This window comes from Streptococcus sp. 1449, assembly GCF_013276805.1.
Taxonomy (GTDB): domain Bacteria; phylum Bacillota; class Bacilli; order Lactobacillales; family Streptococcaceae; genus Streptococcus; species Streptococcus pseudopneumoniae.
The window spans coordinates 41,653-54,010 of record NZ_VMLS01000039.1; the positions used below are offsets into that span (position 1 = coordinate 41,653).

A 12,358-nucleotide genomic window follows, 5' to 3' on the forward strand; every position below is an offset into this window, starting at 1 on the left:
TTTACCAGAGACAATAACTATTAAAAATCCCATCAAAATAGCTTGAAAATATCGAAAAAGTATGGTAGAATAAAAATTGTCGTATGAACGATAATACTCATTCTTGATGAATTGTGAAGCAGTTGCCCTTGGGTCGTTTTGCGAGTTGAAGTCAAGAAGAGGAAAAAACAAAAAGGAGAAATACTCATGGCAGTAATTTCAATGAAACAACTTCTTGAGGCTGGTGTACACTTTGGTCACCAAACTCGTCGCTGGAACCCTAAGATGGCTAAGTACATCTTTACTGAACGTAACGGAATCCACGTTATCGACTTGCAACAAACTGTAAAATATGCTGACCAAGCATACGACTTCATGCGTGATGCAGCAGCTAACGATGCAGTTGTATTGTTCGTTGGTACTAAGAAACAAGCAGCTGATGCAGTTGCTGAAGAAGCAGTACGTTCAGGTCAATACTTCATCAACCACCGTTGGTTGGGTGGAACTCTTACAAACTGGGGAACAATCCAAAAACGTATCGCTCGTTTGAAAGAAATCAAACGTATGGAAGAAGATGGAACTTTCGAAGTTCTTCCTAAGAAAGAAGTTGCACTTCTTAACAAACAACGTGCGCGTCTTGAAAAATTCTTGGGTGGTATCGAAGATATGCCTCGTATCCCAGATGTGATGTACGTAGTTGACCCACATAAAGAGCAAATCGCTGTTAAAGAAGCTAAAAAATTGGGAATCCCAGTTGTAGCGATGGTTGACACAAATACTGATCCAGATGATATTGATGTAATCATCCCAGCTAACGATGACGCTATCCGTGCTGTTAAATTGATCACAGCTAAATTGGCTGACGCTATCATCGAAGGACGTCAAGGTGAGGATGCAGTAGCAGTTGAAGCAGAATTTGCAGCTTCAGAAACTCAAGCAGATTCAATTGAAGAAATCGTTGAAGTTGTAGAAGGCGACAACGCTTAATTTATATAAATAGTAATTACCTAGGAGGGCGGGGCTTAGCCCGGCTCTCCTATTTTTAAAAAATATAGGAGAATCAAAATGGCAGAAATTACAGCTAAACTTGTAAAAGAGTTGCGTGAAAAATCTGGTGCCGGTGTTATGGACGCTAAAAAAGCGCTTGTAGAAACAGACGGTGACATCGAAAAAGCGATTGAATTGCTTCGTGAAAAAGGTATGGCTAAGGCAGCTAAGAAAGCTGACCGTGTTACTGCAGAAGGTTTGACTGGTGTTTATGTTGACGGTAACATTGCAGCAGTTGTTGAAGTAAATGCTGAAACTGACTTCGTTGCGAAAAACGCTCAATTTGTTGAGTTAGTAAACGCAACAGCTAAAGCAATCGTTGAAGGAAAACCAGCTAACAACGAAGAAGCTCTTGCTTTGACAATGCCTTCAGGTGAAACTCTTGAAGCTGCATACGTATCTGCAACAGCAACTATCGGAGAAAAAATCTCATTCCGTCGCTTTGCATTGATTGAAAAAACAGACGCACAACACTTTGGAGCTTACCAACATAACGGTGGACGTATCGGTGTTATCTCTGTAATCGAAGGTGGAGACGAAGCACTTGCTAAACAAATTTCAATGCACATCGCAGCGATGAAACCAACAGTTCTTTCATACAAAGAATTGGATGAGCAATTTGTTAAAGATGAGTTGGCACAATTGAACCACGTTATCGACCAAGATAACGAAAGTCGTGCAATGGTTAACAAACCAGCTCTTCCACACTTGAAGTATGGATCAAAAGCACAATTGACTGATGAAGTGATTGCTCAAGCTGAAGCTGACATCAAAGCTGAGTTGGCTGCAGAAGGCAAACCAGAAAAAATCTGGGACAAAATTATCCCAGGTAAAATGGATCGCTTCATGCTTGACAACACTAAAGTTGACCAAGCTTATACACTTCTTGCACAAGTTTACATCATGGATGACAGCAAGACAGTTGAAGCATACCTTGAATCAGTTAACGCTTCAGTAGTTGAGTTCGCTCGCTTTGAAGTTGGTGAAGGTATTGAGAAAGCTGCAAACGACTTTGAAGCTGAAGTTGCAGCTACAATGGCAGCAGCCTTGAATAACTAATTATAGAAAGGAAGTAAATTTGCTTCCTTTTTTCTATGCAGTCGATCCTTATAGGGAGAGCTTCCTATTTTCAAGGTAAAAATAAAAAGCCCTATAATAAGGGCCAATTGTATTTAGGAGACTAAACTTCAAATTCATAGAGTGCTGTAGAGAGATAACGTTCACCGTTATCTGGTGCTAGAGCAAGGATTTTTTTACCTGTACCTAATTTTTTGGCAATCTCGATGGCTCCGTAGATAGCTGCAGCTGAGGAAATCCCTACAAGGAAGCCTTCTTTTCCACCAATTTCACGTCCGAGTGCAAGAGCATCATCTGATGTTACACGAACGATACCATCATAGGCTTTAGTATCAAGTGTATCAGGAATAAATCCAGCTGAGATACCTTGAATTTTGTGAGGACCAGGTTTTTCACCAGATAGAATAGCAGATTCATCAGCTTCCACTGCATAAACTTGAATGTTTGAATTTGCTGATTTGAGTGCATGAGAAACACCAGAAATCGTTCCACCGGTACCCACTCCAGCAACAAAGGCATCTAGTCCATCTTTACCGAAAGCAGCTAGTATTTCAGCTCCTGTTGTTCTTTCGTGTACTTCTGGATTAGCTGGATTGTCAAATTGAAGAGGAAGGAAGCCATCACGTTCAGCAGCGATTTCTTGAGCCTTAGCAATAGCACCCTTCATTCCTTCGCTACCAGGCGTAAGGACGAGTTCAGCACCATAGGCTTGGATAATCTTACGGCGTTCTACACTCATAGTTTCAGGCATAACGATGACAACTTTATACCCTTTAGCAGCCCCTACCCATGAAAGTCCAATACCAGTGTTTCCACTTGTTGCTTCAACAATAGTAGAACCAGGTTTCAGAATACCATCTTGTTCAGCTTTTTCAATCATGCTAAGGGCAATACGGTCTTTTACAGATGAACCAGGATTAAATGCTTCAAGTTTTACATAGACATCTGCAGCACCTTCTGGCACAATGTTGTTGAGTCTAACAATCGGTGTTTGACCGACTAGTTCAGTAATGTTGTTATAAATAGACATATGAATACCTCTTTGTATAAGATATTTCTAGTATAACGCTATCTATACCATTTGTAAAATATAGAAATCCTATCGAAGTGATAGGATTTTTTTATATCACAGGTCTAAGCCATTAATTTTTAAGCGATTGTGTTCAGCTAATTCTAGTAAATAGGTGTAAAGGAAAACGATATCAGGTTTCGTTTGAATTGCTTCATTTTCTAGTATATTTTGGTACGCATCTTTTTATTTTGCTAATTAAAGTAGCGGTGGAAATATCAGTGAAACACTGTATTATCTATTGTTTACACTAGGTTTACAGGAACCTCAACTTCGCGTAAACCTTGATCAGTTAAAGTGACTTTTCCATTAAAAAATTCTACCAGTGCAGCTTTAATAGTTTCTTTTTCTTCTTTATCAACATAAATCATCGTATCGACTTGATCTGTAAAGTTTGTATCCAGCTCCATGAGATTATGTTCTTTAAGAAAGTTACTGTACTCTTGGTACTGAGCATAAGACATTTGAATAGCAATGCCCGCCTGTTCCTTTATTTCAATGATGCCAATTTCTTTGACAGCTAAGGCGACACTGCCGGCGTAAGCACGAATTAGTCCTCCAGCGCCTAGTTTAATACCACCAAAGTAGCGTGTCACAACCACACAGACATTGGTGAGATTGTGATTTTCTAGTACCCCAAGCATGGGAACACCAGCAGTACCACTAGGCTCACCATCATCACTTGTACGTTTAATTTCACTACGTTCTCCAATAATAAAGGCAGAGCAGTTATGTGTCGCTTTGTAGTGTTCTTTTTTGATGGCAGTAATGAAGTCACGAGCCTCTTCTTCGCTATAAACACGCTTGGCATGGCAGATAAAGCGAGATTTTTTGATTTCTTCTTGGACTTGACCGTCCTCTTTAATTGTTCTAAATTCCATGATTTAATTGTACTAAAAAATCATCTAAAGCGCTAGGTTTTTACGAATAAAGAAGTATGAAAGTAAATCCAAATTATCTCGGTCGTTTGTTTACTGAGAATGAATTAACTAAAGAGGAACGTCAGTTGGCGGAGAAACTTCCAGCAATGAGAAAGGAGAAAGGGAAACTTTTCTGTCAACGTTGTGATAGTGCTATTTTAGATGAATGGTATTTGCCCATCGGTGCTTACTATTGTAGGGAGTGTTTACTGATGAAGCGATTCAGGAGTGATCAAGCTTTATACTATTTTCCGCAGGAGGATTTTCCGAAGCAAGATGTTCTTAAATGGAGTGGTCAATTAACTCCTTTTCAAGAGAAGGTATCACAGGGACTGATTCGAGCAGTAGACAAGCAGGAGCCAACCTTGGTTCACGCTGTAACAGGAGCTGGAAAGACAGAAATGATTTATCAAGTAGTGGCCAAAGTGATTGATGAAGGTGGTGCAGTATGTTTGGCCAGTCCTCGCATAGATGTTTGTTTGGAGCTATACAAGCGCCTGCAAGATGATTTTGCTTGCGAGATATCTTTACTACACGGAGAATCAGAGCCGTATTTTCGAACACCACTAGTTGTTGCGACGACCCATCAGTTATTGAAGTTTTATCAAGCTTTTGATTTGCTGATAGTGGATGAAGTAGATGCCTTTCCTTATGTTGACAATCCCACGCTTTACCATGCTGTCAAGAATAGTGTAAAGGAGAATGGATTGAGAATCTTTTTAACAGCGACTTCGACAGATGAGTTAGATAGGAAAGTCCGTTTAGGAGAACTAAAAAGATTGAGCTTACCGAGACGGTTTCATGGAAATCCGTTGATTATTCCAAAACCAATTTGGTTATCGGATTTTAATCGCTACTTAGATAAGAAGTGTTTGTCGCCAAAGTTAAAGTCCTATATTGATAAGCAGAGAAAGACAGGTTATCCGTTACTTATTTTTGCTTCAGAAATTAAGAAAGGGGAGCAGTTAAAAGAAATCTTACAGGAGCAATTTCCAAATGAGAAAATTGGCTTTGTATCTTCTGTAACAGAGGATCGATTAGAGCAAGTACAAGCTTTTCGAGATGGGGAGCTGACAATACTTATCAGTACGACAATCTTGGAGCGTGGAGTTACATTCCCTTGTGTGGATGTTTTCGTAGTAGAGGCCAATCATCGTTTGTTTACCAAGTCTAGTTTGATTCAAATTGGTGGACGAGTTGGACGAAGTATGGATAGACCGACAGGAGATTTGCTTTTCTTCCATGATGGGTTAAATGCTTCAATTAAGAAGGCGATTAAGGAAATTCAGATGATGAATAAGGAGGCTGGTCTATGAAGTGCTTGTTATGTGAGCAGACTATGAAGACTGTTTTAACTTTTAGTAGTCTCTTACTTCTGAAGAATGATGCCTCCTGTCTTTGTTTAGATTGTGATTCTACTTTTGAGAGGATTGGAGAAGAGCACTGTCCAAACTGTATGAAAATAGGATTGTCAACAAAGTGTCAAGGTTGTCAATTTTGGTGTAAAGAAGGAGTTGAAGTCAGTCATAGAGCGATTTTTACTTACAATCAAGCTATGAAGGATTTTTTCAGTCGGTATAAGTTTGATGGAGACTTCCTTTTAAGAAAAGTGTTTGCTTCAGTTTTAAGTGAGGAGTTAAAAAAGTACAAAGAGTATCAATTTGTAGTCATTCCCCTAAGTCCTGATAGATATGTTAACAGAGGATTTAATCAGGTTGAGGGCTTGGTAGAGGCAGCAGGTTTTTCGTATCTGGATTTACTAGGGAAAAGAGAAGAGAGAGCCAGTTCTTCTAAAAATCGTTCAGAACGCTTGGGGACAGAACTTCCTTTCTTTATAAAAAGTGGAGTCACTATTCCTAAAAAAATCCTACTTATAGATGATATCTATACTACAGGAGCAACTATAAATCGTGTCAAGAAACTGTTGGAAGAAGCTGGTGCTAAGGATGTAAAAACATTTTCCCTTGTAAGATGAGGAAAAAATTTGCAAAAATAGAATGAAAGCGTTATAATAAAATCATAAAAACAAAAATGTTTAGAAAGAAGGTACTCATATGATTAAATATAGTATACGTGGTGAAAACCTAGAAGTAACAGAAGCAATTCGTGATTATGTAGTTTCTAAACTCGAAAAGATCGAAAAGTATTTTCAAGCTGAACAAGAGTTGGATGCTCGAGTTAACTTGAAGGTGTATCGTGAAAAAACTGCTAAAGTGGAAGTAACGATTCCGCTTGGCTCTATTACTCTTCGTGCAGAAGATGTATCTCAAGATATGTATGGTTCAATTGACCTTGTAACTGATAAAATTGAACGTCAGATTCGTAAAAATAAAACAAAAATCGAGCGTAAAAATAAAAATAAGGTAGCAACTGGTCAATTATTTACAGATGCTTTGGTGGAAGATTCAAATGTTGTCCAGTCTAAAGTTGTTCGTTCAAAACAAATTGATTTAAAACCAATGGATTTGGAAGAAGCAATTCTACAAATGGATTTATTGGGGCATGATTTCTTTATCTATGTGGATGTTGAAGATCAGACAACCAATGTGATTTATCGTCGTGAGGATGGCGAAATTGGTTTGTTAGAGGTTAAAGAATCTTAATTTCAATATGTGTAAAGGTAGGTTTACTGAATTGTAAACTACCTTTTTCTTATAATTGATAGAATTACTGATTACACTTTTAAAAAGTCGCTTTTTGAGGGGTATTATGGTATAATGGGTGCCAAGAGGTTTTGAATGAAAAAATTTTATGTAAGTCCAATTTTTCCTATTCTAGTAGGATTGATTGCGTTTGGAGTCTTATCCACTTTCATTATTTTTGTTAATAATAATCTGTTGACGGTTTTCATTTTGTTTCTTTTTGTAGGAGGCTATGTTTTTTTATTTAAGAAACTGAGAGTGCATTATACAAGGAGTGATGTAGAACAGATACAGTATGTAAACCACCAAGCGGAAGAAAGTTTGACATCTCTATTGGAACAGATGCCTGTAGGTGTTATGAAATTGAATTTATCTTCTGGAGAGGTTGAGTGGTTTAATCCCTATGCTGAATTGATTTTGACCAAGGAAGATGGCGATTTTGATTTAGAAGCTGTTCAAACGATTATCAAGGCTTCAGTAGGAAATCCGTCTACTTATGCTAAGCTGGGTGAGAAGCGTTATGCTGTTCATATGGATTCTTCTTCCGGTGTTTTGTATTTTGTAGATGTATCCAGGGAGCAAGCCATAACAGATGAATTAGTAACGAGTCGACCAGTGATTGGAGTTGTGTCTGTGGATAATTATGATGATTTGGAGGATGCAACTTCTGAGTCAGATATTAGTCAAATCAATAGTTTTGTAGCTAATTTTATATCAGAGTTTTCAGAAAAATACATGATGTTTTCTCGTCGGGTAAGTATGGATCGATTTTATCTATTTACTGACTATACGGTGCTTGAGGGCTTGATGAATGATAAATTTTCTGTTATTGATGCTTTCAGAGAAGAGTCGAAACAGAGGCAGTTGCCCTTGACCTTAAGTATGGGATTTTCTTATGGCGATGGAAATCATGATGAAATAGGGAAAGTTGCTTTGCTCAACTTGAACTTGGCTGAAGTACGTGGTGGCGACCAGGTGGTTGTCAAGGAGAATGATGAAACGAAAAATCCAGTCTACTTTGGCGGTGGGTCGGCTGCGTCCATCAAGCGCACTCGTACCCGTACTCGATCAATGATGACAGCCATATCTGATAAGATTCGTAGTGTGGATCAAGTGTTTGTAGTTGGGCATAGAAATTTAGATATGGATGCTTTGGGCTCTGCTGTAGGTATGCAGTTGTTCGCCAGCAATGTGATTGAAAATAGCTATGCTCTTTATGACGAAGAACAAATGTCTCCAGATATTGAACGAGCTGTTTCATTCTTAGAAAAAGAAGGAGTTACGAAGTTGTTGTCTGTTAAGGATGCAATGGGGATGGTGACCAATCGTTCTTTGTTGATTCTTGTAGACCATTCAAAGACAGCCTTAACATTATCAAAAGATTTTTATGATTTATTTACCCAAACCATTGTTATTGACCACCATAGAAGGGATCAGGATTTCCCAGACAATGCAGTTATCACTTATATCGAAAGTGGTGCAAGCAGTGCCAGTGAGTTGGTAACGGAGTTGATTCAGTTCCAAAATTCTAAGAAAAATCGTTTGAGTCGTATGCAAGCAAGTGTCTTGATGGCTGGTATGATGCTGGATACTAAAAATTTCACCTCACGAGTGACTAGTCGGACATTTGATGTTGCTAGCTATCTCAGAACGCGCGGAAGTGATAGTATTGCTATCCAAGAAATCGCTGCGACAGATTTTGAAGAATATCGTGAGGTCAATGAACTGATTTTACAGGGGCGTAAATTAGGTTCAGATGTACTAATAGCAGAGGCTAAGGACACGAAATGCTATGATACAGTTGTTATTAGTAAGGCAGCAGATGCCATGTTAGCTATGTCAGGTATTGAAGCGAGTTTTGTTCTTGCGAAAAATACACAAGGCTTTATATCCATCTCAGCTCGGAGTCGTAGTAAACTGAATGTGCAACGGATTATGGAAGAGTTAGGCGGTGGAGGTCACTTTAATTTGGCAGCAGCTCAAATTAAAGATTTAACCTTGTCAGAAGCAGGTGAAAAACTGACAGAAATTGTATTAAATGAAATAAAGGAAAAGGAGAAAGAAGAATGAAAGTAATTTTTTTAGCAGATGTTAAAGGAAAAGGTAAAAAAGGCGAAATTAAGGAAGTACCAACAGGGTATGCGCAAAACTTTCTTATCAAAAAGAACCTAGCAAAAGAAGCGACTGCTCAAGCTGTAGGTGAACTTCGTGGTAAACAAAAATCTGAAGAGAAAGCTCACGCTGAGATGATTGCAGAAGCAAAAGCAATTAAAGCCCAACTTGAAGCAGAAGAAACGGTTGTAGAATTTGTTGAAAAAGTTGGTCCAGATGGTCGTACCTTTGGTTCTATTACCAATAAGAAGATTGCAGAAGAATTGCAAAAGCAATTTGGAATTAAGATTGATAAACGTCATATTCAAGTACAAGCTCCGATTCGAGCAGTTGGTTTGATTGATGTGCCAGTGAAAATCTATCAAGATATCACAAGTGTAATCAATCTTCGTGTGAAAGAAGGATAAGTTTACACCTTCTTGACAAGATTGTAAAAGGAAGGGAAATCTGATGGCAGAAGTAGAAGAGTTGCGAGTACAACCTCAAGATATCTTAGCTGAACAATCCGTTTTGGGGGCTATCTTTATTGATGAGAGTAAGCTTGTTTTTGTGCGAGAATATATTGAGTCTCGGGACTTTTTTAAGTATGCCCATCGTTTGATTTTCCAAGCTATGGTCGATTTATCCGATCGTGGCGATGCCATAGATGCAACAACGGTTCGTACCATTCTTGATAATCAAGGCGATTTGCAGAATATTGGTGGCTTGTCTTACTTGGTTGAGATTGTCAATTCTGTGCCAACTTCTGCTAATGCGGAGTATTATGCTAAAATCGTTGCAGAAAAGGCTATGTTACGGCGATTAATCGCCAAGTTGACAGAGTCTGTCAATCAAGCTTACGAAGCGTCGCAACCAGCTGATGAAATCATTGCTCAGGCAGAAAAAGGCCTGATTGATGTCAGTGAAAATGCTAATCGAAGCGGGTTTAAGAACATTCGAGATGTGTTGAATGTCAACTTTGGAAATCTGGAAGCTCGCTCGCAACAAACGACCGATATTACAGGTATTGCGACAGGCTATCGTGATTTAGATCATATGACGACTGGTCTGCATGAAGAGGAGTTGATTATCTTAGCAGCTCGTCCGGCGGTTGGTAAGACAGCTTTTGCCTTGAATATCGCTCAGAATATTGGGACTAAGTTGGACAAAACGGTTGCTATCTTTTCGCTGGAAATGGGTGCGGAAAGTCTAGTCGATCGTATGTTAGCGGCAGAAGGGTTGGTTGAGTCGCATTCTATCCGTACAGGTCAATTGACCGATGAGGAGTGGCAAAAATATACCATTGCTCAAGGGAACCTAGCAAACGCAAGTATCTATATCGATGATACGCCAGGGATTCGAATTACAGAGATTCGTTCTCGTTCTCGTAAACTGGCTCAAGAAACGGGCAATCTAGGTTTGATTTTGATAGATTACTTGCAGCTTATCACGGGAACTGGGCGAGAAAACCGCCAACAAGAAGTTTCAGAAATTTCACGTCAGTTGAAAATCCTAGCCAAGGAACTGAAGGTTCCAGTAATCGCTCTGAGTCAGTTGTCTCGTGGTGTAGAACAACGTCAGGATAAAAGACCAGTCTTGTCTGATATTCGTGAATCTGGGTCTATCGAGCAGGACGCTGATATCGTAGCCTTTCTTTATCGCGACGATTACTATGAGCGTGGTGGTGAAGAAGAGGAAGGCATACCAAATAATAAGGTGGAAGTTATTATCGAGAAAAACCGTAGTGGAGCTCGTGGAACTGTGGAATTGATTTTCCAAAAAGAATACAATAAATTTTCAAGTATCTCAAAGAGGGAGGCATAAGATGTCAGATGCATTTACAGATGTAGCCAAGATGAAAAAAATCAAAGAGGAAATCAAGGCGCATGAGGGTCATGTAATTGAAATGACTTTGGAAAATGGGCGCAAGCGCCAAAAAAATAGATTGGGTAAGTTAATTGAAGTTTATCCATCCCTATTTATTGTGGAATTTGGGAACGTTGAAGGAGATAAACAAGCTAATGTTTACGTTGAATCCTTTACCTACTCAGATATCCTTACAGAAAAGAATTTGATTCATTATCTGGACTAAAGTGAGAAATTTTCTCACTTTTTCTTTTTTCTCCGAATAGTTTAAGTGAAGGCAATCTTCGATTTATATTATTTTTCAAGGAGGAAGAATGAAAATTTTACCGTTTATAGCAAGAGGGACAAGTTATTACTTGAAGATGTCAGTTAAAAAGCTTGTTTCTTTTTTAGTAGTAGGATTGATGCTAGCAGCGGGTGATAGTGTCTATGCCTACTCTGGAGGGAATGGATCGATTGCGCGTGGAGATGATTATCCTGCTTATTATAAAAATGGGAGCCAGGAGATTGATCAGTGGCGCATGTATTCTCGTCAGTGTACTTCTTTCGCAGCCTTTCGTTTGAGTAATGTCAATGGTTTTGAGATTCCAAGGGCTTATGGAAATGCGAATGAATGGGGGCATCGTGCTCGTCGTGAAGGCTATCGTGTAGATAATACACCGACGATTGGCTCCATTGCTTGGTCTACTGCAGGAACTTATGGGCATGTTGCCTGGGTGTCAAATGTAATGGGAGATCAGATTGAGATCGAGGAATATAACTATGGTTATACAGAAGCCTATAATAAACGAAGTATAAAAGCAAATACGATGACAGGATTTATTCATTTTAAAGATTTGGCTGGTGGCAGTGTTGGGACTAGTCAATCCTTAGCTTCAACAGGGGGCACACATTATTTTAAGACTAAGTCAGCTATCAAAAATCAACCTCTAGCTAGCGCAACTGTGATTGATTACTATTATCCTGGGGAGAAGGTTCATTATGATCAAATTCTCGAAAAAGATGGCTACAAGTGGTTGAGTTATACGGCTTATAACGGAAGTCGTCGCTATATACAGCTAGAGGGAGTGACTTCTTCACAAAATTATCAGAATCAATCAGGAAATAGCTCTAGCTATAGATCCAATAGTAGTCCAACTGTCGGTTGGAAGAAAATAAATGGTAGTTGGTATCATTTCAAATCAAATGGTTCTAAATCAACAGGCTGGCTGAAAGACGGTTCTAGCTGGTATTATTTGAAATCATCTGGTGAAATGCAGACAGGATGGTTAAAGGAAAATGGCTCGTGGTATTATCTGGATAGTTCAGGGGCAATGAAAACAGGCTGGTATCAAGTTTCTGGTAAGTGGTATTATTCTTACTCTTCAGGTGCCCTAGCTGTTAATACGACGGTGGATGGCTACAGAGTAAACAGTGATGGAGAACGAGTGTAGAAAATTGGAGTAGGAAATTTTTCCTGCTCTTTTCTGGTACGACGGGCATGTCGTGCATCTGAGGTGTAAGTCCTCGGTGGGCACCTGCTACCGGTGAACCCAATAGCGATTCCCAAGCCTGACTATCGTGAGGTAGCGGATTAAAACGGTCTGGGGATAGACCGTTTTAAGTCTGACACTGGAAATAAGAATCGTCAGAGGAAGGGATAGCGAAATCGTGGCTCTACGAACAGG

12 protein-coding genes and 1 pseudogene are annotated in these 12,358 nt (G+C 39.2%); 10 read left to right on the forward strand and 3 right to left on the reverse strand.

Annotation, left to right across the window (positions count from 1 at the left end):
• Nucleotides 1-186: 186 nt before the first annotated feature.
• Nucleotides 187-966 (forward strand): 30S ribosomal protein S2, encoded by a 780-nt coding sequence (rpsB, locus tag HT687_RS07775; protein ID WP_000268466.1) that lies wholly within the window; start codon nt 187-189, stop codon nt 964-966.
• Between the two features lie 78 nt (nt 967-1,044).
• The gene (gene tsf, locus HT687_RS07780) at nt 1,045-2,085 is read left to right on the forward strand and encodes a translation elongation factor Ts (protein WP_172924140.1); all 1,041 of its coding nucleotides are present in this window, start codon (nt 1,045-1,047) and stop codon (nt 2,083-2,085) included.
• A 121-nt stretch (nt 2,086-2,206) separates the two neighbouring features.
• Here tsf and cysK read toward each other — a convergent pair whose 3' ends face one another.
• The 3 genes and pseudogenes from cysK to HT687_RS07790 form a co-directional block, all read right to left on the reverse strand.
• A complete protein-coding gene (gene cysK / locus HT687_RS07785; protein ID WP_023936280.1) occupies nt 2,207-3,133 on the reverse strand; it encodes a cysteine synthase A in 927 nt (308 codons plus the stop codon).
• Nucleotides 3,134-3,229: 96 nt separating this feature from the next.
• A pseudogene (locus HT687_RS11945) lies at nt 3,230-3,313 on the reverse strand (PH domain-containing protein); the annotation flags it as partial.
• Between the two features lie 104 nt (nt 3,314-3,417).
• Nucleotides 3,418-4,053, reverse strand: coding sequence for a YigZ family protein (locus tag HT687_RS07790; RefSeq protein ID WP_000395743.1), 636 nt, complete (start codon nt 4,051-4,053; stop codon nt 3,418-3,420).
• A gap of 56 nt (nt 4,054-4,109) precedes the next feature.
• Between HT687_RS07790 and HT687_RS07795 the strand changes: the two genes are divergently transcribed.
• From HT687_RS07795 to cbpD, 8 genes are all read left to right on the forward strand, one after another.
• The gene (locus HT687_RS07795; RefSeq protein ID WP_023936282.1) at nt 4,110-5,408 is read left to right on the forward strand and encodes a DEAD/DEAH box helicase; all 1,299 of its coding nucleotides are present in this window, start codon (nt 4,110-4,112) and stop codon (nt 5,406-5,408) included.
• Nucleotides 5,405-6,067, forward strand: a complete 663-nt coding sequence (locus HT687_RS07800; protein ID WP_023936284.1) for a ComF family protein — start codon at nt 5,405-5,407, stop codon at nt 6,065-6,067. The genes HT687_RS07795 and HT687_RS07800 overlap by 4 nt, the downstream gene beginning before the upstream one ends.
• Before the next feature lie 79 nt (nt 6,068-6,146).
• Nucleotides 6,147-6,695, forward strand: a complete 549-nt coding sequence (raiA, locus tag HT687_RS07805) for a ribosome-associated translation inhibitor RaiA (RefSeq protein WP_000599099.1) — start codon at nt 6,147-6,149, stop codon at nt 6,693-6,695.
• Nucleotides 6,696-6,830: 135 nt separating this feature from the next.
• Nucleotides 6,831-8,804 (forward strand): DHH family phosphoesterase, encoded by a 1,974-nt coding sequence (locus HT687_RS07810; protein ID WP_054392555.1) that lies wholly within the window; start codon nt 6,831-6,833, stop codon nt 8,802-8,804.
• Complete coding sequence (gene rplI / locus HT687_RS07815) at nt 8,801-9,253, forward strand: 50S ribosomal protein L9 (RefSeq protein ID WP_000864214.1); 453 nt, start codon at nt 8,801-8,803, stop codon at nt 9,251-9,253. Before HT687_RS07810 ends, rplI begins: the two co-directional genes overlap by 4 nt.
• A 43-nt stretch (nt 9,254-9,296) precedes the next feature.
• A complete protein-coding gene (dnaB, locus tag HT687_RS07820) occupies nt 9,297-10,649 on the forward strand; it encodes a replicative DNA helicase (RefSeq protein ID WP_000852490.1) in 1,353 nt (450 codons plus the stop codon).
• A 1-nt stretch (nt 10,650) separates the two neighbouring features.
• Entirely contained in the window at nt 10,651-10,917 is a 267-nt protein-coding gene (locus tag HT687_RS07825) for a Veg family protein (RefSeq protein WP_001278160.1), read from the forward strand.
• A gap of 88 nt (nt 10,918-11,005) precedes the next feature.
• Nucleotides 11,006-12,124 carry a choline binding-anchored murein hydrolase CbpD gene (gene cbpD, locus HT687_RS07830; RefSeq protein ID WP_050207776.1) on the forward strand — a complete coding sequence of 373 codons (1,119 nt, stop codon included), beginning with the start codon at nt 11,006-11,008 and terminating at the stop codon, nt 12,122-12,124.
• Nucleotides 12,125-12,358: the final 234 nt, after the last annotated feature.

Bases quoted from the DNA above. Each gene is read 5' to 3' on its own strand.
- rplI (WP_000864214.1), top strand. From the start codon at position 8,801: ATGAAAGTAATTTTTTTAGCAGATGTTAAAGGAAAAGGTAAAAAAGGC.
- tsf (WP_172924140.1), top strand. From the start codon at position 1,045: ATGGCAGAAATTACAGCTAAACTTGTAAAAGAGTTGCGTGAAAAATCT.
- HT687_RS07810 (WP_054392555.1), top strand. From the start codon at position 6,831: ATGAAAAAATTTTATGTAAGTCCAATTTTTCCTATTCTAGTAGGATTG.
- dnaB (WP_000852490.1), top strand. From the start codon at position 9,297: ATGGCAGAAGTAGAAGAGTTGCGAGTACAACCTCAAGATATCTTAGCT.
- HT687_RS07800 (WP_023936284.1), top strand. From the start codon at position 5,405: ATGAAGTGCTTGTTATGTGAGCAGACTATGAAGACTGTTTTAACTTTT.
- HT687_RS07790 (WP_000395743.1), bottom strand. From the start codon at position 4,053: ATGGAATTTAGAACAATTAAAGAGGACGGTCAAGTCCAAGAAGAAATC.
- raiA (WP_000599099.1), top strand. From the start codon at position 6,147: ATGATTAAATATAGTATACGTGGTGAAAACCTAGAAGTAACAGAAGCA.
- HT687_RS07825 (WP_001278160.1), top strand. From the start codon at position 10,651: ATGTCAGATGCATTTACAGATGTAGCCAAGATGAAAAAAATCAAAGAG.
- HT687_RS07795 (WP_023936282.1), top strand. From the start codon at position 4,110: ATGAAAGTAAATCCAAATTATCTCGGTCGTTTGTTTACTGAGAATGAA.
- cbpD (WP_050207776.1), top strand. From the start codon at position 11,006: ATGAAAATTTTACCGTTTATAGCAAGAGGGACAAGTTATTACTTGAAG.
- cysK (WP_023936280.1), bottom strand. From the start codon at position 3,133: ATGTCTATTTATAACAACATTACTGAACTAGTCGGTCAAACACCGATT.
- rpsB (WP_000268466.1), top strand. From the start codon at position 187: ATGGCAGTAATTTCAATGAAACAACTTCTTGAGGCTGGTGTACACTTT.